This window comes from Cohnella sp. OV330 (assembly GCF_900112065.1).
Classification (GTDB): domain Bacteria; phylum Bacillota; class Bacilli; order Paenibacillales; family Paenibacillaceae; genus Cohnella.
This window is the reverse complement of record NZ_FOKE01000005.1, coordinates 195,683-216,661: the sequence shown is the minus strand read 5'-3', so window position 1 is coordinate 216,661 and position 20,979 is coordinate 195,683. Positions and strand designations below refer to the sequence as shown.

The following is a 20,979-nucleotide window of genomic DNA, read 5'->3' as shown; positions in this document are numbered from 1 at the left end:
CGTTCCGAAAAACGTACCGCGCGCAGAGCCGAGTTAGGAGATTTCATGCTCTACTACGTTCTCATGCTTTCCGCGGCCGCGGTCGTGCTGCTCGCTTCCGACGTTCGCAGCGAGAGCGGCCGCTGGGCCGCTTTTTTCCTGCTGAGCGCCGCGACCGGCGGCGTCGCGCGCCTCTGGCTGCAATCTCCGCTGCCGCACGTTTGGTTCGAGACCGCGCAGATGATCAATCAGACCGTGACGCCGTACGGCGTCCTCGTGTTCAGCCTCGTCTATGCCGGCGGGGCGACAGCGGCCTTGACGAAGCGGCGGCGGCTGAAGGGCTGGCTGCTGCTGCCGCCGGCCGCCATGCTCGGGTACGCCTTGCTGCGGGGCGACCTCGAGCCGAACTACCCGCTGATGCTGATCTGGGCCGCGCCCTACTATTTAACGGCGTGCGTGCTGCTGATCGCGTCCTATCTCCGGGAGACCGACCGGCGGATGCGCAGGGGCCGGCTGATCACTGTCGTCATTACGGTACCGACGCTGCTCGCGGTCGTCGCGTTCATCCACGTCGCCAAGGCGATTTGGCCGGATTTCGATTTTTTCGGCTACATCTCGGCTTTCTTCGTCTATTCGTTCGCGATCGCCCTGCTGTGCGTTTTCGTCTACGGCGTGCTCGGGGTGAAGGTACGCGTCGAGAGCGACTCGCTCGCAGGCGCCATGAAGGCGGCTGGCATGGGGACAAGCCTGCTCAACCATACGATCAAAAACGAGGTCGGCAAGATTGCGATCAGCGTGGAAAACCTCCGCGGCGCGCCCGAAGGCTCCGGGACGGATGAGCAGTTGGCGGTCATCGAGCGGGCGGCGGCGCATCTGATGGAGATGGCGGGGCGCATCCACAGCCGCACGCGGGATTTTGCTTGGAATCCGGCGCGCTGCGATCCGGCTTCGCTGATGAGGGAAGCGATGGCGCCGCTGCGCGAGCGATTTGCCCGGCAGGGCGTTACGGTGGTTGAAGCTTACGACGAGACGGAGCCGCTCTTCGCCGATCCGGTCCATTTGCGCGAAGCGATCGGCAACGTGCTCGCCAACGCCGCGGATGCGATGGAAGCCGGCGGCGCGCTGGAGACGCAGATCCGAAGGGACCGCAGGGATATCGTGCTGAGCGTCCGCGACAACGGCGCGGGGATGCCGTCCGAGCTGCTCGACCGGGTATGGGAGCCTTTTTACAGCACGAAGCAAGGCAAGGGCAATTACGGACTGGGCTTGTCCTACGTCCACCAGGTACTTCGCAAATGCGGCGGGCGCGCGGAGATCGACAGCAAGCCCGGGGCCGGCACGGTCGTTCGGCTGCGGATTCCGCGTTCGCGCAAGATGAAGGAGGGAGCGGGGCCATGACGCCGATTCGCCTGCTGCTCGTCGAAGACGATCCGGATTGGGTCAAGTCGATGAGCGTCTATTTGAACCGGGAGGAAGACCTGCTGGTCGTCGGCACGGCCGCGACGCCGGAGGAGGCGCTGCGCTTGGCCGCTTCGATCGAATTCGACGTGGCGCTGCTGGACGTGCATCTGACCGAGGCCGGTCGCGACGGCATTTACGCGGCCCTCGCCTTGGCGGAGCTTCGTCCGGTCAGAATCGTCATGCTGACGTCGGATGCGTCCGAGCGCACGATGACGGATGCCTTCACGGCCGGCGCGCTGCATTATTTGGACAAGTCCAGGTTCAAGGAGCTCCCCCAGGCGATCCGCGGCGTCTACCACCATCCCGAGGCGATGGAGGCGCTGCTGAAGGAGCTAAGGCGGTTGAAGCGCGAGGAGCAGCTGCAGCCGCTGACCGCCGCCGAGCGGGAGGTATACGAGATGCTGGAGGAGGGCTGCACGCACGCGCAGATCGAGCGCAAGCTGTACAAGTCCGAGAGCACGCTCAAAAACCAGGTGAACAAAATTCTCAAAAAGCTCGGCGTGCGCAGCGGTCGCGAAGCGGTCGACAAGGTTCGCAAGGGCGGTCTGGACAATCATCGCGACATCGAGCGAAAATAGAAACCGAGACATCGGGATATAGGCAGAGGAGTGAGAGAGATGGAAATTATCGTAGACGACCTTTCCGGTCCGGAGGTGGCGGCCTTGCTGGAGGAGCATCTGCGGGGCATGGCGGAGGATACGCCGCCGGAGAGCGTTCACGCGCTCGATCTCGAGGGGCTTAAGCGGCCGGAGATCACGTTCTGGAGCGCTTGGGACGGCAAGGAACTGATGGGCTGCGGAGCGCTGAAGGACCTCGGCGGGGGGCACGGGGAGCTGAAGTCCATGCGGACGGCGGCGGCGCATCTGCGCAAAGGCGTGGCGGCGGGCGTGCTCGCCCACATCGTGGCGGAGGCGAGACGCCGGGGCTTCGAGCGGCTGAGCCTGGAGACCGGTTCGCCGGACTCGTTCATTCCCGCGCGCAAGCTGTACGAGAAGTTCGGCTTCGGCTATTGCGGACCGTTTGGGGACTACGAAGAAGACCCGTACAGCGTGTACATGACGATGACCTTATAGGACTTCCCGATTCATAGGCTTCCGGCGATTCGCCGGGGGCCTATTTTTTATAGTCCCCCGCGCGTCTGCCGTCCTACGGAAGTTGGAACTGCCGCGATCCGCCGCCGGCCTCTACAATGGGGACATGAAGGAGGCGGCGCAAGATGGGACGATACGTGGATATGGGGAAAAAGGGCGCTGGCGTCCGAGTGCCGGCGGCAAGTCGGCGCTCGCCGGAGAGCGGCATGCGGGAAGGCGAGGCGGATACGGTAGTGCTGCTGGTGGACGGAGAATGCGCGATGTGCAGGGGCATCGCCCGCTTCGCGGCGAAGCGGGACCGGGCGGAGCGGCTGCGCTTCGCGGCGCTGGATTCCGCCGTCGGGCGGGAGCTGACGGCGCGGCTCGGTCTGGCGCTGCCCGCCGGCGGCAGCTTCGTGCTCGTCCGCGGCTCGGCGTCGTGGACGCGGTCGGCGGCCGCGATCCGCGCGCTCGCCGCGCTGGACGCGCCTTGGCCGGCCGTCGCCGCGGCGCTGCGGCTCGTGCCTGCGCGGCTGCGGGACGCCGTCTACGATGCGATCGCCGCGCGAAGGCATCGTCTGGCGGGTCGCATGGGCGGGCGTTGCCCGGCCCTGCCGGACGAGCGGCTGCGGCGGAGACTGCTGGCCGGCGGCGGCTGGAGCGCGCAAGACGCCGCCGCCGCTGTTGCCGCCGTAATCGACGCGGGCATTGCGGGGCCGGCCGGGTGCGGCGAAGAAGCCCCTGCGACGGATGTCGCGGAGCGGCAAGGCGGGCTTCGATGAGCGGGCCGCGCGATCGTCGGCGAGCGGGGGGCGCAGGGCGTCCGATCTACGTCGAGATCGACGTCGCCTCCGACATGGAGGCGCTGTGGCGGCACACGCAGCAGCCCAAGCTTCATGAGCGATGGGATCTGCGCTTTACCGAGATCGACTATCTGCCCAAGACGTCGCCGGAGGACGACCAGGACTTCCTCTACCTGACCCGGATCGGCTTCGGGCTCTCGATCCGCGGCACGGGGAAGTCCCGGGCGCCAGACGTCGCGGCGGACGGCGTCCGCACCTCGGTCCTCGCCTTCGGCACGGGCCATCCGCTTTCGCTCATCGGGCGCGGCGGCGGCTATTGGCGCTATTCGCCGCTGCCTGACGGCGGCGTGCGGTTCGTCACGCGCTTCGACTATCGCACGCGCTTCGGCCGCGCGGGAAGCTGGCTCGACCGGCTGCTGTTCAGGCCGCTGTTCGGCTGGGCCACCGCCTGGAGCTTCGACGCGCTGCGACTGTGGCTCGACCGCGGCGTGCCGCCGGAGGAGAGCCTTTTGCGCGCCAAGCTGCACGCGCTCAGCGTCGCCGTCCTGTCGCTCTGCTGGGCTTATGCCGGACTGGTGCCGAAGCTGCTGTATCCCGCCGCGTCAGGCGAACTGGACCTGCTGCGCGCGCTCGGCTGGTTCCCAGGCATCGAGCCGGCGATCAATGTCGCGCTGGGCATCAGCGAGCTGCTGCTCGCGGGCATCGTGGCGCTCCGGCGGTCGCCGGGGCTGCTAGCGGCGCAAGCGATCGCGCTATGCGCGCTGACGTCCGGGGCGATGGCAACCTCGCCTGCGCTGGTGTATGCGCCGTTCAACCCGCTTGTCCTGGCGATGCTGATGCTGGCGGCGACGTTCGTCGCCATCCGGACGCGCAAAGGACTCCCGTCCGCTAAGCGATGCCGGAGGCGCCCGGGAAGTCGTTCCGATACGAATATAAAGGAGGAGCGGGCATGAAGTCGATATTTGAAAGAGCGCTCGGGGAGAAGGAGTTCGAGAAGCTGCATCCGAAGATCCGCGAGCGCTTCGGATTTGGCAGCGGCGAAGGAATCGCTTCGATCGGGCGCGGCGTAATGGAGGAGGTCCGATATGCGAAGTGGGCGGCGCTGCCGCTCGCGGTCGGCGCGTCGCGGCATATCATGTTTCCCGAGGGCGGCCGCCAAGTGCCGTTTTCCATCGAAAATTACGCTTACCGCGACGCGCTCGGCAGAGAGACGCTGACCATTAACCGCACGTTCCGATTCGAGCGGTCGATTCGCCGCTTCGACGCCACGATGGTCTATAGCGGCGATCGGAAACGCATCGTAGATTACCTGGGAAATAAACAGCATCTCGCGGTCGACCTTGAAGTTTGGGCGGCGCCGAACGGCGGCATCCAGATCCGTTCCGGCGAGCAGCGCTTCTATGAAGGTCCGCTCGGCTTCCGTTTTCCGGCGCCGCTCACCGGCTGCGCGGACGTGTGCGAATGGTACGACGAGGACGACGCCTGCTACCGCATCTCGGTGTCGGTACGCAATCCGTTGATGGGCAAAATATTCGCTTACAAAGGATCCTTCCAAGCGGAGACCATCCGCGTCGGCGCGGCAAGCATTCCGCTGCAGGCGATGCCGCTCCGGGTGGAACGGAGGGAGTAGTTCATTCAGAGCCATTTATACATTTCATAACACTTCATCGATTCATGGTGCGCAACGACCGAATAGCCGAGTCGCCGGTAAAACCGCGCGCCGCCCTCGTTCCCCTCGTCGACATACAGCATGGCGCGCAGGCAGCCGAGATTCTTCGCATGGCGTTCGACGCGACTCATCAGCCTGGAGCCGTAGCCTTTGCCCTGGCAGGACCGGTCCACGGCGAGCAGATCGACGAAGAGCGTATCGTACTGTATGATGAGGTGAAGAAAAGCGCAAATCTTGGGACCCTCGGACGCGACGAGCGTCGAGCCCTGCGCGAGTCGCGCTTTCATATCCTTGCGGAGCTTGCGGCTGCCCGGCTGCGGATGGGGAGAGATGGGGATCAGCTCCCGGCGGACGATCCGGACGATCGCGGGCAGGTCGCCGCGCCTCAACCAGCGCAACATAAGCCTTCACCTCCAGATCGGTCCGTTTGCGACGCGCGTATCCTGGACTATCATATGAAGGGATCCGGCTTTGCGCTCTCCGCGGAAGGACGCTCTGGGCGAAAATGGATTTATCCGAGACTTTAATCCTTGTCTTGACTAACGCTTCACCGGAGCATATAATGGGTACTACATTGATTCATCTTGAACAGCGTTGAAGAGGAAGATGCGGGTGGGCACTATCGCTCAGAGAGCGTCGGGATTGCTGAGACCGATGCCGATAACCCTGTACGCAAGGTCTCCTCGGAGCTGGTCTCCCGAACGGCTGCATGCAGCCTACTAAGGAGTCTCGGAATGGCGCACGTTATCGCGCCTGAAGTATGGACGTCCTCCGAGCGCTCGGATCGGCGGCATACTTGATGAGGCGCCGATCGCGAGATCGCGCGCGAATCCGGGTGGTACCGCGGAAGGAACAGCCTTTCGTCCCTGAACGTTTAACAGACGTTCGGACGAAGGGCTTTTTTATTTTTGATTTACAGCATACTGATCCATATAAGATTCTACTTAAGGAGGATGAAGGATGGTCGCGAACAGTGCCACGCTGAAGTCCAAGGAACAATTGATCGAGAAATGGAGCAAGCAAGAGGTCATCTCGGGATCCGAGATGTTGCTGCGCAGCCTGCTGCTCGAAGGTGTCGACTGCGTATTCGGCTATCCGGGCGGCGCCGTTCTGTATATTTACGACGCGATGTACGGCTTCGAAGACTTCAATCACCTGCTGACCCGTCACGAACAGGGCGCGATCCACGCGGCCGACGGCTATGCGCGCAGCACCGGTAAGGTCGGCGTCTGCATCGCGACGTCGGGCCCGGGCGCGACCAACCTCGTCACCGGCATCGCGACGGCGTATATGGACTCCGTGCCGCTCGTCGTCATCACCGGCAACGTCGCGACGACGCTGATCGGCACCGATGCCTTCCAGGAGGCCGACATCGTCGGCATCACGATGCCGATCACCAAGCACAGCTACCTGGTGCGCAAGGCCGAGGATCTGCCGCGCATCATTCACGAGGCGTTCCATATCGCCAACTCGGGCCGCAAGGGCCCCGTCCTGATCGACATTCCGAAGGACGTCTCCAACGAAAAGGCGCTGTTCAAGCCGCATGGCGAAGTGAAGCTTCGCGGCTACAACCCGACCGTTCAACCGAACAAGCAGCAGGTTGACAAGATGCTGCGCGCGATCGAGCAGTCGGAGCGTCCCGTATTGCTGGTCGGCGGCGGCGCCGTTTACTCCGGCGCCCACGAGGAAGTGCTCGCCTTCGCCGAGAAGACCGGCATCCCGGTCACGACGACGCTGCTGGGCCTCGGGGCGTTCCCGAGCGGACACGAGCTGCACATGGGCTTCCCGGGCATGCACGGTACATGGACGGCCAACATGGCGATCCAGGAGTCGGATCTGCTCGTCAACATCGGCGCGCGGTTCGACGACCGCGTGACGGGCAAGCTTGCGGGCTTTGCGCCGAACGCGAAGATCGTGCACGTCGACATCGATCCGGCCGAGATCGGCAAAAACGTGCCGACGGACATCCCGATCGTCGGCGACGTCAAGGCGGTGCTGCAGCAAGCGGTCGCCGGCGCGAAGTATGCGGCCAAGGCCGATGCCTGGCGGGCGCTGATCGCGGAGCGCAAGGCGGCGAAGCCGTTTACGTACAAGGATTCGGACGAGGAGCTTAAGCCGCAATGGGTCGTATCGATGATTCACGAGACGACGCACGGCGACGCGATCGTCACGACCGACGTCGGCCAGCACCAGATGTGGGCGGCGCAGTACTATCCGTTCAACAAGCCGCGTTCCTGGGTCACCTCCGGCGGCCTCGGCACGATGGGCTTCGGCTTCCCGTCGGCCATCGGCGCGCAAATGGGCAATCCGGACCGCACGGTCGTCTCGATCAACGGCGACGGCGGCATGCAGATGTGCTCGCAGGAGCTCGCGATCTGCGCGATCAACAACATTCCGGTCAAGGTCGCGATCCTGAACAACCAGGTGCTCGGCATGGTCCGCCAGTGGCAGGAGCTTATCTACGATAACCGCTACAGCCATATCGACCTGGCCGGCAGCCCGGATTTCGTCAAGCTGGCCGAAGCTTACGGCGTCAAAGCCTTCCGCGCGACCAACAAAGACGAAGCCCGTACCGCCTGGGAAGCGGCGCTCGCGCATGACGGCCCGGCCGTCGTCGAGTTCGTCGTCCGCAAGGGCGAGAACGTGTATCCGATGGTTACGCAGGGCAGCACGATCGATCAAATGCTGATGGGGGATGACGAATGAACGCCAGACATACGATCGCCATTCTCGTGAACGACCAGCCCGGCGTGCTGCAGCGGGTGTCCGGCCTGTTCGGACGCCGTGGCTTCAATATCGAGAGCATCACCGTCGGGACGTCCGAAGAGCCGGGCTTGTCGCGCATGGTTATCGTCACGAAGGGCGACGACCATACGCTCGAGCAGATCGAAAAGCAACTGTACAAAATTATCGACGTCATCAAGGTCGTGGATATCGGCAGCAGCCCGATGGTCGCCCGGGAGCTCGGCCTGATCAAGGTCGGCGCCGAGCCTTCCGCCCGGCCCGAGATTCTCGGCATCGTCGATACGTTCCGCGCGGCGGTCGTGGATATCAGTCCGAACAGCCTGATCGTCCAGGTCGTCGGCGACACCGACAAGATCGACGCCATGATCGAGCTGCTCAAGCCGTACGGCATCCGCGAGCTGTCGCGGACGGGCGTGACGGCGATGGCGCGGGGCAGCGCGCGTTAACGCCTTAAGTTAAGGCGCGATCTCGAAGTCGATCTCCGCAATTATTTCCTTCATCCGCTATCCCAGGAGCGGGTGTTCGAGGGGAGAACTCCCTTTCGCGGCTAAGGCTTGTCCGACGAGTCGGCCCCGGGCCGCGCGAATTCGGTTCTCCCTTGGGACGCCCGTTCCATGAGGGTCGCCTATTTAACCCAGCTTCACATACTAAGGAGGATCTTACTAATGGCAGTCAAACTGTTCCACGAAAAAGACGCCGACCTCGGCGCCCTGCAAAACAAAACGATCGCGGTCATCGGCTACGGCAGCCAAGGCCACGCCCAGGCGCAAAACCTGCGCGACAGCGGCCTGCAAGTGATCATCGGCCTTCGCGAAGGCAAGTCCGCTCAAGCGGCCCGCAACGACGGCTTCGAAGTATTCCCGGTAGCGGAAGCGGTATCCAAGGCGGATGTCGTACAAATCCTGATGCCTGACGAGACCCAAGCCCGCGTTTACCGCGAAGAGATCGAACCGAACCTGAAGAAGGGCGCAGCCCTCATGTTCTCCCACGGCTTCAACGTTCACTTCGGCCAGATCGTCGCTCCGAAGGATGCCGACGTCCTGCTCGTCGCGCCGAAGTCCCCGGGCCACATGGTTCGCCGCACGTACGTCGAAGGCTTCGGCGTTCCCGGCCTGATCGCCATTCACCAAAACGGCACGGGCAAGGCTTTCGAGATCGGCATGGCTTATGCGAAAGGCATCGGCTGTACCCGCGCGGGCGTCATCGAGACTTCGTTCCGCGAAGAGACCGAGACCGACCTGTTCGGCGAGCAAGCCGTTCTGTGCGGCGGCGCTACGGCACTCGTCAAAGCCGGCTTCGAAACGCTGGTCGAAGGCGGCTACGCGCCTGAGATGGCTTACTTCGAAGTGCTGCACGAGCTGAAGCTGATCGTCGACATGATGTACGAAGGCGGCCTCGCTTCGATGCGCAGCTCGATCTCCAACACGGCCGAGTACGGCGACTACGTCACCGGCCCGCGCGTCGTGACCGACGAGACGAAGAAGGCGATGAAGGCCGTTCTGACGGACATCCAAACGGGCAAGTTCGCTCGCGACTTCATCCTCGAAAACCAATCCGGCAACGCGTTCATGACGGCGACCCGCCGCATCGAAGCCGAGCACCCGATCGAAGTCGTCGGCGCGCAGCTGCGCGGCCTGATGCACTGGATCAAGAAGTAAGAACAAGCTAACCTTATGATATAATCGGGAGAAGGTCGGAGCATTTCGGCCTTCTCTTTCTCTCATCTGCATGACGATCGGAGGTGCGGGCCGACAGGCTCTGCCATGCGCAAAATTTATATGTTCGACACGACGCTCCGCGACGGTGAGCAATCCCCGGGGGTCAACCTGAATACGCAGGAAAAGGTCGAGATCGCCCTGCAGCTCGAAAAGCTCGGCATCGACCGGATCGAAGCCGGCTTCCCGATCGCCTCGCCCGGCGACCTCGCCGCGGTGGGCGCGGTCGCTCGCGCCGTCAAGAACGCGTCCGTCACCGGCCTGGCACGTTCACGCGAGAAGGACATTGACGCGGTCGTGGAAGCGCTGAAGGGCGCCCAGGATCCGCGCATCCACATCTTCCTCGCGACCTCGCCGATCCATCGCAAGCACAAGCTGCGCATGGAAAAGCACGAAGTGCTCGAAGCGGCGGAAGCGATGATCAAGTATGCGAAGAAGCACTTTTCCCAAGTGGAGTTCTCGGCGGAAGACGCCGGCCGCACGGAGATCGACTTCCTCGTGGAAGTGACAGCGCTTGCCGTCAAGCTGGGCGTATCCGTCGTGAACCTTCCAGACACGGTCGGTTACCTGTCGCCTTACGAATACGGCAACATCTTCAAGACGATGAAGGAGCAAGTGCCCGGCATCGAGAAGGTCCAGCTCTCCGCGCATTGCCACGATGATCTGGGCCTCGCGACCGCCAACGCGCTGGCGGCGATTCAGAACGGCGCCGATCAGATCGAAGGCACGATCAACGGCATCGGCGAGCGCGCGGGCAACACGGCGCTCGAAGAAGTGGCGCTCGCGCTGTACACGCGCGGGGAGTTTTTCCAGGCGACTACCGGCTTGAACCTGCAGGAGATCGCCAAGACGAGCCGTCTCGTCAGCAAGCTGACGGGCATGCCCGTGCCGGGCAACAAGGCGATCGTCGGCGCGAACGCGTTCGCGCACGAATCGGGCATCCACCAGGACGGCGTGCTGAAGGAGAAGACGACGTACGAGATCATTTCCCCGGCGACGATCGGCATGAAGGACAGCAAGCTCGTCCTCGGCAAGCACTCCGGCCGTCACGCCTTCCGCGAGAAGCTCGTCGATCTTGGCTTCGAAGGCTTGTCCGAGGAGCAGGTCAACGCGGCCTTCGGCAAGTTCAAAGACTTGGCCGACCGCAAGAAGGACGTCTCCAACGAGGATATCTTGGCGCTGCTCGAAGAGAAAATCATCGAGACGCCCGAGGTGTTCGCGCTCGAGCAGCTGGTCGTATCGTTCGACAGCCATGCGGGTCCGAGCGCGACGGTCAAGCTTAAGACGCCGGCCGGGATCGTGTCGCATACCGCCGAAGGCAACGGCTCCGTCGACGCCATCTATCACGCGATCAACGCCCAGACGGGCGAGGTCGTCGAGCTGGACGACTATACGATCAAGTCGGTCACGGACGGCACGGACGCGCTCGGCGAGGTTCACGTCGTTCTCCAGCAAGGCGAGTACAGCGCGCAAGGTCGCGGCGTCAGCACCGACATTCTCGAAGCGAGCGCGCGCGCGTACGTGGACGCGCTGAACCGTCTCGTCGAGAAGCGGCAGGAGCCGCCTCGCGTCAAGCGAGACCGCGACAACGTCACTTTGATCTAAGGCAATCGATTATTTAAGGCGGAGGCCCGCCGCATCAAAGCTACGGACCGCCGTCATTTGAGAAATGGGGAACTCCGTATGAACTATAGATACTCCTCCAGACTGGGGAGCTTCTCCTCCTCGGCAGTCCGGGAAATTTTGAAGCTGACGCAGGGGGATTCGATCATCTCCTTCGCCGGCGGGCTGCCTGCCGAGGAGCACTTCCCGGTCGCCGCGGTGTCCGAGGCATTCCAGCGCGTGATGGCCCAGGGCAACAAGGCGCTCCAATACGGCCTGACCGAAGGCTATCTGCCGCTGCGCGAGGCGCTCTGCGAACGCATGGCGCGCAAGGGCTGCGCCGTCACGCCCGACGACATGCTGCTCACGACCGGCTCGCAGCAGGCGATCGATTTGCTGACGCGCATCTACATCGACCCGGGCGACACGATTCTGGTCGAACGCCCGACCTATTTGTCCGCGCTGCAGGTGTTCCGCTCTTACGGCGCAGAGACGGTGTCCGTAGAAGGCGACAGCGACGGCCTCGACCTTGCGGATCTGGAGGCCAAGCTGCTGAAGCACAAGCCGAAGATTCTGTACGTCATCCCGACGTTCTCGAATCCGACGGGCAGGGCTTGGAGTCTCGAGCGCAGAAAAGCCGTGCTCGAGCTGTGCCAGCGTACGGACACGTTGATCCTCGAGGACGATCCGTACGGCGAACTGAAGTTCGGCGACGCGTCGCTGACGTATCCGTCGATTTTCTCGCTGGCGCCGTCCGTCGAAGGATCTTGCGTCGTTTATACGAGCACTTTTTCCAAGACGGTCGCTCCAGGTCTGCGTACCGGTTGGGTCATGGCCGATCCGGATATCATTCGCAACATGGCGCGTGCCAAGCAGGCGGCCGACCTGCAGTCCAGCACGCTGGACCAACAGACGCTCTACCAGCTGTTGACCTGCTTCGATCTGGACGCGCACATCGAATTCGTCCGTAGCGAGTACGAAGCGCGGATGGAAAACATGGTCGGACTGCTTCAGAAGGAAGCCTGGCCGGGCGTCAAATGGGAAGTGCCGAAGGGCGGCATGTTCATCTGGATCGAGTTTCCGGCGTCGGTGAACACGGCCGATCTGCTGAAGACCGCCGTCGAGCACGGCGTCGCCTTCGTACCGGGCGTCTCTTTCTACGCCGAGCAGCCGGAGCTGAACAAGGCGCGCTTCAACTTCTCGTATACGGACGAAGAGCGCTCGCGCGAGGGCATCGCCAGACTGTCCAAGGCGCTCGCGCATGTCGGCGTCGGCGTATAATTGAGTTAAAACGCGCGAGGATTTTAACATGTGAACGCACCGTTCGGTCGAGAATTCGCCGGCGGTGCGTTTTTTTATCGTGGGAGGCGGCGCGTGTAAATAGGCCCGTTTTCTGAGTTCATACCACTATCCCATTGGATCAGCTATGCCCGCTACGATTCGATCATTTATCCCATTAATTCAGCAATGCAAATCGATCCTTTACCAACCGTCTCCCGCAAACAAGTAGCTTTCGAACGATCAGCTTTTCCTTATTAAATCCGGCTGGATGCCAAGTTACGTAAATGGTGGAGGGGGGGCGCACTATTGCGAGTCGGGGAGAAATGATACAATAGTTAACATGCGAGCTGAGCCTATGCATAAATGTTACGTGAGCACGAACGTAGAAAAACATTTTCCGATCCTAAAAGATTTTGTCGATCTACCTTGAATGAGGTCGATCGGACCCGACGATGTCGATCTGAGTCGATGGGATAATGGAATGAGCGCATGAAATTCATATGCAAATTACGAATGTAATTATATGGATAATTTATATTTAGAGAATCGATAAGGGGCTAGAAGGATGAATGGACGCCGGGACGCGATATCCCTTGATGAAGCGCAGCGGCGCATCTTGGCTTGGGCCAAGCCGGTCGGCGCCGAGAAGGTGCCGCTGCTTCAGGCGAGCGGCCGTCGCTTGGCGGAGGCGGTGCGTGCGGATGCGCCGATACCGGCGTTTGCGCGCGCGGGTATGGACGGCTATGCGGTGAGAGCGGCGGACCTGGCGTCGGCATCGCCGCAGAACCCCGTCATGCTTGAGGTATTGGAGGGGGATCCGCGGGATGCTGCGGTTTACCGTATTCAATCGGGCGAAGCCATGCGCGTCGGGACGGGCGGGCCGTTGCCCGAAGGCGCGGATACTGTCGTGATGCAGGAAGCGGTCGCCCTGAGGCAGAGCGAAGACGGCACGCGTCAGGCTGTCTTCCTGCGGCCGGAGACGGCAGGCAGGCATGTGACCGCTTCGGGCGCCGAGGCAGCGTCTGGCAGCTTGCTCCTCGCCGCGGGAACGCGGATCGGGCCGGGACAAGCGGCATTGCTGGCGTCGGTCGGCGTAGCCACGCCGTACGTATTCCGCAAGCCGCGGATCGTCGTCGTTACGGCGGGCGACGATGTCGTGCCGGTCGAATCCGAGCCGATGATCGGGCAAGTTCGCAACGGCAACCTGCCGATGCTGCGGGCATTGATCGAATCGGCGGCGGGGGAAACGGCGTGGTACGCGCACGTGACGGACGAGCCGTACGAAGCGAAGCAGACACTGCAGCGGGGGCTCGCCGATGCCGACCTGGTCATCGTGTCGGGCGGCATCTCCGTCGGAGACACCGACGTCATGGGCGGAGTGTTCAGGGAAGCCGGTCCCGGCCTGTTGTTTTCCAAGCTGGCCATTCGACCGGGAAGCGCGTCTAGCGCGATCGTCATGGACGGCAAGCTGCTGATCGGGCTGTCCGGCAATCCGGGCGCTTGCTTCGCCGGATTCGAGCTGCTGGCGCGTCCGGCGATCGAGCGGATGGGCGGGGGCAGCGGTGCGCTCGATTGGTGCCGGGCGCGCTTGGCGGAAGGCAGCGTGAAGAGCAACGCCAATCCCCGGTTTCTGCGCGGCGTCGTTCGGATCGAGGACGGCATGCTGACCGCGCGTCCGTGCGAAGAGAACAGCTCATCGGGGCTCATCTCGATCGGGCAAGCGAATGCGCTGCTCGCGATCCCGCCGTCCGCCGAGGAGACGCGGCCGGGCGCAATGATCGACGTTCGGCTGCTTTCCGGCTGGCAGGAGCGTGCTTGGCAATGATATCCGAGTGGGATGGGAACGCTAACGATGCGATGCCCGGCTGTCATGCCGTCGTATTGTGCGGCGGAGCGGGCAGAAGGATGGGCACCCGCAAGGAGAGACTTGAATTCAACGGCGAACCGCTGCTCTTGCGATTGTGCAGAAGCCTGTCGGAGATCGCCGAACGGGTAACGGTCGTAGCGGAGCGCAAGCGTGAATACGAGTTTCTTCCAGGCGACGTCCGCGTGATTGAGGATGACGTAGCGGAGTTCGGTCCGATCGCCGGCATATGCGCGGGCATGGCTGCCTCCGAGCTACCGCTGCAGTTGGTCGTCGCCTGCGATTACCCGCTTGCGGGGCCAACCGTATGGCGGGCGTTGGCAGAGACGATGGCTCGGCATCCGGAGGCGGACGCCGTCTTGCCCGAGGCAGGCGGCAAGCTTCATCCGTTGTGCGCTCTATATCGCAGCCATACGCTCTCTATATGGCAAGCCGCGCTTGTTAGCGGCAACAGGCGGGTGATGGAGGCGACGGAACGGATGCGTTTCGTGAAATGGCTGCCGGGGGCCAATGCCTCGGACCAGCTGATGAACATGAACACGCCGGAGGATTACCGGCTTGCAAAGGAGCGTCTGCGATCATGAGTGCTCAGCCTCCCGTTATTCAGATCGTAGGTTATGCAGACAGCGGCAAGACGACGCTGCTCTGCGCGCTTGTCCGGCACCTGACGAGCCTCGGCATGACAGTCGCGACGCTTAAGCATCACGGCCATCCGCCGGAAGGCGAAGCGGACAACGCGGCGCTAGATCTGCCGGACAAGGACACTTGGCTTCATTTGGCAGCCGGCGCCGTGGGGACCGGCGCCTCGTCGTCGGCCCTTTCGGCCGTCTGGACGCCGGGCGAGGCCTCGCTTGAGGGACTCGCGGCGCGGTTGCCGCCGGCGGACCTCATTTTGGCAGAAGGCTTCAAACGCGCCTCCTACGCCAAATGGGTACTGCTGCGAGAGCCGCGCGATATCGTTCTTCTTGATACGCTGTCCAACGTCATCGGCGTTTCCGCCTGTTTTCCCTTTTCGCATCCGAGCCTGCCCGTCTTGGACCGGGACGAGGTCGAACGGATCGCGGCAATGGCAATCGCGGCGGTCCGAAGGTAGCTTCCAAGCAGCAACGCACCCTAATCGCAGCTTTGCCCCCGTAAAGCCGTTGCTCTACAGCCGCTCATAGTCATCAACTATTAACGGCATAGTTTTTATGTTTTGGACGTGACCCGCGATATGTGCTACAACTAAACATAGCAATCGGAATGGAACCTAAGTCGGGAGTGAGCTTAACGATCATGGCAGAAGTGAAGAAGATAGCGGTCATCGCCGGCGACGGCATCGGCCCGGAAGTCGTCGGTGAAGCGATAAAGGTACTGAAGAAAACGGAAGAGCTGTTCGGCTATAAGTTCGAACTCGAGCACGGCTTGTTCGGCGGCATCGCCATCGACGAGAAGGGCACGCCGCTGCCGCAAGAGACGCTCGACATTTGCCAGCGCGCGGATGCCGTGCTGCTCGGCGCGGTCGGCGGCCCGAAGTGGGACAACAATTCGAAGGAGCTGCGTCCGGAGACGGGCCTGCTCGGCATCCGCAAGGCGCTCGGCCTGTTCTCCAACATCCGTCCGGCCGTCGTATTCGACTGCCTGAAGGACGCCTCGACGCTGAAGCCTGAAGTGCTCGAAGGTACCGACCTTATCGTCGTTCGCGAGCTGACCGGCGGCATCTACTTCGGCGAGAAGTTCCGCCGCGAAGGCGCGGGCGGACAAGAGGCCGTCGACACCTGCGTATATAACGTGCAGGAGATCGAGCGCATCGTCCGCCAAGGCTTCGAGATCGCGCAAAAGCGCCGCAAGAAGCTCGCGTCGGTCGACAAGGCGAACGTCCTCGAGACAAGCCGCCTGTGGCGCGAGACCGTCAACAAGATCGCGCCGGAGTATCCGGACGTCGAGCTCGAGCACGTCCTTGTCGACAACTGCGCGATGCAGCTGCTGCGCCGCCCGTCCAGCTTCGACGTCATCGTGACGGAAAACATGTTCGGCGACATCTTGAGCGACGAAGCCGCCATGCTGACCGGATCGATCGGCATGCTGTCGTCCGCTTCGCTCGGCGAAGGCAGCTTCGGCCTGTACGAGCCGGTTCACGGCTCCGCGCCGGATATCGCGGGCCAAGGCATCTCCAACCCGATCGCGACGATTCTGTCGGTCGCGCTCATGTTCCAGCTGACGTTCGGCTACGCCGAAGCGGCAGAAGTGATCGAGCGCGCCGTCAAGGAAGTGCTTGACGCAGGTCACCGTACGGGCGATATCGCGGTCGACAAGAGCCAGGCGATCGGCACGACGGCGATGGGCGATCTGATCGTAGCGGCGATGGTTCGCTAAATCGCGTCTAATCGCGTCGGAATCTATCGGACAGCCGGCACGGCCTTCTTGCAGCTTGAACGGTAAAGATTAGATTAGAATAATTTCAAAGAAGTAATTACTACAGCTTGATTTTCATTCTCACTCTATGATACTATCGTTTATAGCAAATAAGGCCCGGCTTTGTAGTCGGAATTACAGGAGGTAATTGTCAATGGCAGAGCGTTTGGTCGGCCGCGAGGCCCCGCACTTTAACCTGGAGACGGTGTCCGGTGACGGCAAGGAATTCGGCAGAGCGTCCCTTACGGATTACAAGGGCAAGTGGCTCGTATTCTTCTTCTATCCGCTGGACTTCACCTTCGTATGCCCGACGGAGATCGTCGCGCTGTCCGAAGCTTACGACCAGTTCAAAGCGCTGAACACCGAAGTTCTCGGCGTCAGCGTGGACAGCATCCACAGCCACAAGGCATGGATCAACACGCCTAAGAACGACAACGGCCTCGGCCAATTGAACTTCCCGCTGGCTGCCGACATCACGAAGCAAGCGGCGCGCGAATACGGCGTACTGATCGAAGAAGAAGGCATCGCGCTGCGCGGCCTGTTCATCATCGATCCGGACGGCGTACTGAAGTACCAAGTCGTCAACCACAACGACGTAGGCCGCAGCGTCGAAGAGACGCTTCGCGTGCTCCAAGCGCTTCAATCCGGCGGGCTGTGCCCGATCAACTGGAAGCCGGGCGACAAGAACCTGGTCGCCAACTAATCGAATATCGTTTCGGCCAAAGGCGCATGCTCCCGCATGCGCCTTTGCCATCCTTTAGACGGCAGCCCTTTTATTGACTTTTGGGATGCGCGGCAGGAATTTGCCGTTTTAGAGGAGAATATAGTGAATCATCCGGCAGAGCCATACACGTCCAGAGCCATACATGTCCAAAAGGGAGGGGAAGTCGATGTCATTCTGTTGCGGAGCCAGCATGATCGGGACGAAGGGAACGCTGAAGCACTATCGCACGCGAATTCACAACGTCCCGATTCTGTTCTGTCCGGTATGCCACCGCGTCGAGGTGCATTACCTGGTCGAGAACGAATACGAGATTTTGGCCGACTACGCGCACGGCGACGGCGCGTCGGAGGTAGACTTCCAGGACTACGTGGACGAGTCGGAAAAGGATCTGCACGAGAACTCGGTCAACAACGAGGAAGAGGATCCGCTCCTCATGGTGCAGAATCAGATCGACATGGGGCTGGACCTGCTTACCTTCGCCAAGAAGATCGGAGACGAAGAGTGGGAACGGCAGCTCAAGCGCCGCCTTGGCGTGCTGAGCCAGCGCCGGCACAAGCTCCGTCTCAAGCGTACGACGGGCGGGGCGCTGTAGTTCCGACTTATAGAGCAGGCATAGACGCCGCTCCCTGACATGCGACTTTTTACTTAAGTCGTCAGTTCGGGAGCGGCGTTTTTCGCGTTTTTATTCGACATCTTCTCCGATTGACAGCTTTCCCATTCCTTTACTATGATGGACATGACGCAAGGGCGAGCCTGGAGGAATACGGCATGGAGAAATGGAGAACGAGATATTTCCCGGTTCTCGTGGAGTATGCGCTTCACGAAGACACGAGGGAGGGATACGATCTGAGCGAGCTGCTCGATCTGCTGAACGGCGTTCCGGCAGAGCACATTTTCGAGCATCACGAGGAGAACGTTCGCCTGCTCGTCTCGCATGCGGATAGCGAGGACAGGCTAGCGCTCATGCATCGGAGTCTATTGTTTCTTCACGAGATCCTCGGCAATCACCCCTGTTCCGAATCGGCTGCAGCCAATGAAGAACAGCTGCCGGAGGATTTGAGACAGGCCGCGGCGAAGGCCATTCCGCTCCAGGAAGAGAGGCCGAGCCGCTTCGAGACGGTACTCCAGCATCTGGACAGCGGGATTGCGTTGTTCGAACCGGGCGGGACGCTTCGGTTTCTGAACGTGCCGATGGCTCGGCTGCTGCAAGCGCCCAGGCGCATGCTGATCGGCCAGAGTCTCCGCCAACTATTGTTTCACCCCAGCTTGAGCCGTTCTCTGCGGCTTATTTTTATTCGTATGTACAGGCAATTGAAGTACGATCGGCGCGCACAGGGCGAATTCCAGGATGGCAGCCGGTATCTGCTGATCAGCATCTCCCAGATCGAGGAGCTCGACGGGGATATACTGGTCAGCATCAAGGACGTATCGGAGCACAAACAGATCGAACAGAGCGCTTTCCAAAACGACAAGCTGGCGATGCTGGGCAAGATCGCCGCGGCGATCGCCCATGAGATCCGCAATCCGCTGACGAGCATTCGCGGGTTCATTCAACTGCTGAAGCCGTACCTGGAGTCGATCGGCAAGCAGGAGTACGCGCGAATCATTTTATCCGAGATCGACAGAGCGAACGACATTATTTACGAGTTTCTCAATTCGTCCAAGCCTTCTGCGCCAATGACGCAGACCGTGCTGGTCGGGCTGCTGCTCAAGGAGACGATCCTGCTCACCGAGAGCGAGGCGCATATGCAAGGGGTTGAATTGACCTGCGAGATTTTCGATCCGTACCTGACGATCTCGATTGACGTCAAGCAGATCAAGCAAGTGATTTTGAACATGGTGAAAAATGCTTTGGATGCGGTTGCACACGTGTCTGACAAGCGCAGGCCGAACATTCGGCTGTCTGCGCGCAAGGAACGCGGATACGCCGTCATCAGCATCGCCGACAACGGTCGAGGGATGGACCGAGAGACGCTGAGCAGGCTATTCGATCCCTTCTTCACGACGAAGTCCGAAGGGACCGGGCTCGGTCTATCCGTGAGCTATCGGATCATCCGGAATCACGGCGGCACGGTGCAAGTCGACAGCCGGCTCGGCGAGGGCACGGAGTTCATGATTTATTTGCCATTCATAGGGGAAAGAGAGTAGAATCGGATTGAACGAAAGCGCGCTTCGCGACGGCTCCGTCGCGAAGCTTTTTTTATGCCGCCCGAAGGCCATAGCTGCGGGAGAAGCGGTCGATAGAGTCGGATCACCATGGGGGAACTGCCGATGACCAAGCGCATGCGAATCGCCGGTCTGGACATTCAGCGACTATTGCGGAGTAGGTTTAACGATTCAGAGACCAGACGCGGATTGCGAGCTTCATTGATAGAAGGCATCCCCGCCACGATCATCGGCAATCTGCTGGGAGGCCCCTTGCAAACGGCGTTTTTGTTGTACCTGGGGTTCCATTCCGAACAGATCGGGTTGATCGCCGCGATCCCTTCTTTGACGCTGCTCGCCCAGATCTTTATGGCGTTTGCCATGGAGCGTTGGAGAGACCGGCGAAAAGTCTCAATGATACTCGGCGTCGGACACCGCACGTTATGGGTGGGTACGGGTTTAATCCCTCTATTGTTTCCCGATGCGGCTTGGGCGCCGACGTACATGCTTGTATTCCTTTGTTCCTTCACGCTGGCGCAAGCCGGAGGCGTCATCTGGACGTCTCTTATGGCCGATATCGTGCCGCCTCCCGTACGAGGGCGCTATTTCGGCATCCGCAATACGATCCACTGGGCGGTGGCCAGCCTTACGCTGCTAGTAGGCGGTCAACTGTTGGATTGGCTGCCGGGCGGCCGCGGCTTCGCGATTTTGTTCGCGGTCTGCGCGCTCTGCGTCGTCTGGAACGGCATCGAGCTGTCCCGTTACGCCAATCCGCGCTTCGAGAGCGCAGGCGGCGGACTATCCGCTTCCCTAATCCTCAAGCCCTTCCGCGACCGGCCCTTTTTAACTGCGGCTTCTTTCATCACCTTATTTATTTTGATTCAGAACGTCGTCGTTCCGCTTTACGCTTATGCGATGCTTAACTTGCTGAACTTGAGCTACAGCAGCGTTACTTTGATCACGATGGTTCAAAATATTGTGATGATGGTCAGCTACATTTTCTGGGGTAATTTGAACGCACGGTTTTCCGCGCGCCAGCTGCTCACCTGGACGTTCCCGATCATCTCGCTCGCTTGCATCGTTTGGTTGGGCATGGCCGCGCTGCCAGTCCTGCTTATCCTGGGCCTATCGCACATTCTGCTCGGCATAGGGCTAGGAGGTTACAACTTACTCGTATTCAACTTTTTGATCGGGGATACGCCGAAGGCGGACAGACCGATTTATATTGCAGTGTTTTCCGCATTGACCGGCATTGCCGGATTCATCGGCCCGAATATCGGAGGCTGGTTGTTCAAGGCGGCCGACGAAGCGCCGTCTTGGCTGCAAGACTATGGCATCGTCGGGTTGACCGGATTCGCGCTGCTCGTACCCGCAGTCGCGATCGCGCCGTTCGTTTTCCGGAGCGCTCGAGGATCGCGGAATCGAATCCGCGGACTATAAGGACACGAGTCGAGAACATGCGTGCAATCGCAAAAAGGCCCGCCGCGCCAAAGGCGCAGCGGGACAGCAGGAGGAATTGCTAGAGGC

20 protein-coding genes are annotated in these 20,979 nt (G+C 61.4%); 19 read left to right on the top strand and 1 reads right to left on the bottom strand.

Features of this window, described 5'->3' with window-relative positions; translation table 11 throughout:
• Positions 1-45: 45 nt before the first annotated feature.
• The 6 genes from BM235_RS13780 to BM235_RS13755 all read left to right on the top strand — a co-directional run bounded on the left by BM235_RS13780 (position 46) and on the right by BM235_RS13755 (position 4,943).
• Positions 46-1,377 (top strand): sensor histidine kinase, encoded by a 1,332-nt coding sequence (locus BM235_RS13780; protein ID WP_090114030.1) that lies wholly within the window; start codon positions 46-48, stop codon positions 1,375-1,377.
• Positions 1,374-2,018: a response regulator transcription factor gene (locus BM235_RS13775; protein ID WP_090114028.1), complete on the top strand. Its 645-nt coding sequence runs from the start codon at positions 1,374-1,376 to the stop codon at positions 2,016-2,018. The genes BM235_RS13780 and BM235_RS13775 overlap by 4 nt, the downstream gene beginning before the upstream one ends.
• Positions 2,019-2,057: 39 nt before the next feature.
• Positions 2,058-2,513, top strand: a complete 456-nt coding sequence (locus BM235_RS13770; protein ID WP_090114026.1) for a GNAT family N-acetyltransferase — start codon at positions 2,058-2,060, stop codon at positions 2,511-2,513.
• Positions 2,514-2,656: 143 nt separating this feature from the next.
• Entirely contained in the window at positions 2,657-3,292 is a 636-nt protein-coding gene (locus BM235_RS13765; protein WP_090114024.1) for a thiol-disulfide oxidoreductase DCC family protein, read from the top strand.
• A complete protein-coding gene (locus tag BM235_RS13760) occupies positions 3,289-4,266 on the top strand; it encodes a DoxX-like family protein (protein ID WP_090114022.1) in 978 nt (325 codons plus the stop codon). Before BM235_RS13765 ends, BM235_RS13760 begins: the two co-directional genes overlap by 4 nt.
• Positions 4,263-4,943 (top strand): DUF4166 domain-containing protein, encoded by a 681-nt coding sequence (locus BM235_RS13755; RefSeq protein ID WP_090114021.1) that lies wholly within the window; start codon positions 4,263-4,265, stop codon positions 4,941-4,943. Before BM235_RS13760 ends, BM235_RS13755 begins: the two co-directional genes overlap by 4 nt.
• A 5-nt stretch (positions 4,944-4,948) precedes the next feature.
• Here BM235_RS13755 and BM235_RS13750 read toward each other — a convergent pair whose 3' ends face one another.
• On the bottom strand, positions 4,949-5,383 hold the full coding sequence (locus BM235_RS13750; protein ID WP_090114019.1) for a GNAT family N-acetyltransferase: 435 nt from the start codon (positions 5,381-5,383) through the stop codon (positions 4,949-4,951).
• A gap of 559 nt (positions 5,384-5,942) precedes the next feature.
• On the opposite strand from BM235_RS13750, the gene ilvB reads away from it, so the two are divergent.
• From ilvB to BM235_RS13685, 13 genes are all read left to right on the top strand, one after another.
• On the top strand, positions 5,943-7,688 hold the full coding sequence (gene ilvB / locus BM235_RS13745; RefSeq protein ID WP_090114017.1) for a biosynthetic-type acetolactate synthase large subunit: 1,746 nt from the start codon (positions 5,943-5,945) through the stop codon (positions 7,686-7,688).
• Positions 7,685-8,173, top strand: coding sequence for an acetolactate synthase small subunit (gene ilvN / locus BM235_RS13740; protein ID WP_090114015.1), 489 nt, complete (start codon positions 7,685-7,687; stop codon positions 8,171-8,173). The genes ilvB and ilvN overlap by 4 nt, the downstream gene beginning before the upstream one ends.
• A gap of 219 nt (positions 8,174-8,392) precedes the next feature.
• Positions 8,393-9,385 (top strand): ketol-acid reductoisomerase, encoded by a 993-nt coding sequence (gene ilvC, locus BM235_RS13735; protein ID WP_090114013.1) that lies wholly within the window; start codon positions 8,393-8,395, stop codon positions 9,383-9,385.
• Between the two features lie 105 nt (positions 9,386-9,490).
• Entirely contained in the window at positions 9,491-11,047 is a 1,557-nt protein-coding gene (locus BM235_RS13730) for a 2-isopropylmalate synthase (RefSeq protein ID WP_090114011.1), read from the top strand.
• Between the two features lie 78 nt (positions 11,048-11,125).
• Positions 11,126-12,325, top strand: a complete 1,200-nt coding sequence (locus tag BM235_RS13725) for an aminotransferase-like domain-containing protein (RefSeq protein ID WP_090114009.1) — start codon at positions 11,126-11,128, stop codon at positions 12,323-12,325.
• A 565-nt stretch (positions 12,326-12,890) separates the two neighbouring features.
• On the top strand, positions 12,891-14,150 hold the full coding sequence (glp, locus tag BM235_RS13720) for a molybdopterin molybdotransferase MoeA (RefSeq protein WP_090114007.1): 1,260 nt from the start codon (positions 12,891-12,893) through the stop codon (positions 14,148-14,150).
• Positions 14,147-14,773 carry a molybdenum cofactor guanylyltransferase gene (locus BM235_RS13715; protein WP_090114005.1) on the top strand — a complete coding sequence of 209 codons (627 nt, stop codon included), beginning with the start codon at positions 14,147-14,149 and terminating at the stop codon, positions 14,771-14,773. The genes glp and BM235_RS13715 overlap by 4 nt, the downstream gene beginning before the upstream one ends.
• Positions 14,770-15,282, top strand: coding sequence for a molybdopterin-guanine dinucleotide biosynthesis protein B (mobB, locus tag BM235_RS13710; protein WP_158543861.1), 513 nt, complete (start codon positions 14,770-14,772; stop codon positions 15,280-15,282). Before BM235_RS13715 ends, mobB begins: the two co-directional genes overlap by 4 nt.
• Before the next feature lie 182 nt (positions 15,283-15,464).
• Positions 15,465-16,544, top strand: a complete 1,080-nt coding sequence (gene leuB, locus BM235_RS13705; RefSeq protein WP_090114001.1) for a 3-isopropylmalate dehydrogenase — start codon at positions 15,465-15,467, stop codon at positions 16,542-16,544.
• A 193-nt stretch (positions 16,545-16,737) separates the two neighbouring features.
• Complete coding sequence (locus tag BM235_RS13700; RefSeq protein ID WP_090113999.1) at positions 16,738-17,286, top strand: peroxiredoxin; 549 nt, start codon at positions 16,738-16,740, stop codon at positions 17,284-17,286.
• Positions 17,287-17,473: 187 nt separating this feature from the next.
• The gene (locus BM235_RS13695) at positions 17,474-17,899 is read left to right on the top strand and encodes a hypothetical protein (protein WP_090113997.1); all 426 of its coding nucleotides are present in this window, start codon (positions 17,474-17,476) and stop codon (positions 17,897-17,899) included.
• 176 nt (positions 17,900-18,075) lie between these two features.
• Entirely contained in the window at positions 18,076-19,455 is a 1,380-nt protein-coding gene (locus BM235_RS13690) for a two-component system sensor histidine kinase NtrB (RefSeq protein ID WP_090113995.1), read from the top strand.
• Between the two features lie 123 nt (positions 19,456-19,578).
• A complete protein-coding gene (locus BM235_RS13685; protein WP_255374371.1) occupies positions 19,579-20,892 on the top strand; it encodes an MFS transporter in 1,314 nt (437 codons plus the stop codon).
• The last annotated feature ends 87 nt before the right edge of the window (positions 20,893-20,979 follow it).

Coding starts and splice junctions, on each gene's coding strand:
- BM235_RS13780 (WP_090114030.1), top strand. CDS start 46: ATGCTCTACTACGTTCTCATGCTTTCCGCGGCCGCGGTCGTGCTGCTC.
- BM235_RS13775 (WP_090114028.1), top strand. CDS start 1,374: ATGACGCCGATTCGCCTGCTGCTCGTCGAAGACGATCCGGATTGGGTC.
- BM235_RS13770 (WP_090114026.1), top strand. CDS start 2,058: ATGGAAATTATCGTAGACGACCTTTCCGGTCCGGAGGTGGCGGCCTTG.
- BM235_RS13765 (WP_090114024.1), top strand. CDS start 2,657: ATGGGACGATACGTGGATATGGGGAAAAAGGGCGCTGGCGTCCGAGTG.
- BM235_RS13760 (WP_090114022.1), top strand. CDS start 3,289: ATGAGCGGGCCGCGCGATCGTCGGCGAGCGGGGGGCGCAGGGCGTCCG.
- BM235_RS13755 (WP_090114021.1), top strand. CDS start 4,263: ATGAAGTCGATATTTGAAAGAGCGCTCGGGGAGAAGGAGTTCGAGAAG.
- BM235_RS13750 (WP_090114019.1), bottom strand. CDS start 5,383: ATGTTGCGCTGGTTGAGGCGCGGCGACCTGCCCGCGATCGTCCGGATC.
- ilvB (WP_090114017.1), top strand. CDS start 5,943: ATGGTCGCGAACAGTGCCACGCTGAAGTCCAAGGAACAATTGATCGAG.
- ilvN (WP_090114015.1), top strand. CDS start 7,685: ATGAACGCCAGACATACGATCGCCATTCTCGTGAACGACCAGCCCGGC.
- ilvC (WP_090114013.1), top strand. CDS start 8,393: ATGGCAGTCAAACTGTTCCACGAAAAAGACGCCGACCTCGGCGCCCTG.
- BM235_RS13730 (WP_090114011.1), top strand. CDS start 9,491: ATGCGCAAAATTTATATGTTCGACACGACGCTCCGCGACGGTGAGCAA.
- BM235_RS13725 (WP_090114009.1), top strand. CDS start 11,126: ATGAACTATAGATACTCCTCCAGACTGGGGAGCTTCTCCTCCTCGGCA.
- glp (WP_090114007.1), top strand. CDS start 12,891: ATGAATGGACGCCGGGACGCGATATCCCTTGATGAAGCGCAGCGGCGC.
- BM235_RS13715 (WP_090114005.1), top strand. CDS start 14,147: ATGATATCCGAGTGGGATGGGAACGCTAACGATGCGATGCCCGGCTGT.
- mobB (WP_158543861.1), top strand. CDS start 14,770: ATGAGTGCTCAGCCTCCCGTTATTCAGATCGTAGGTTATGCAGACAGC.
- leuB (WP_090114001.1), top strand. CDS start 15,465: ATGGCAGAAGTGAAGAAGATAGCGGTCATCGCCGGCGACGGCATCGGC.
- BM235_RS13700 (WP_090113999.1), top strand. CDS start 16,738: ATGGCAGAGCGTTTGGTCGGCCGCGAGGCCCCGCACTTTAACCTGGAG.
- BM235_RS13695 (WP_090113997.1), top strand. CDS start 17,474: ATGTCATTCTGTTGCGGAGCCAGCATGATCGGGACGAAGGGAACGCTG.
- BM235_RS13690 (WP_090113995.1), top strand. CDS start 18,076: ATGGAGAAATGGAGAACGAGATATTTCCCGGTTCTCGTGGAGTATGCG.
- BM235_RS13685 (WP_255374371.1), top strand. CDS start 19,579: ATGACCAAGCGCATGCGAATCGCCGGTCTGGACATTCAGCGACTATTG.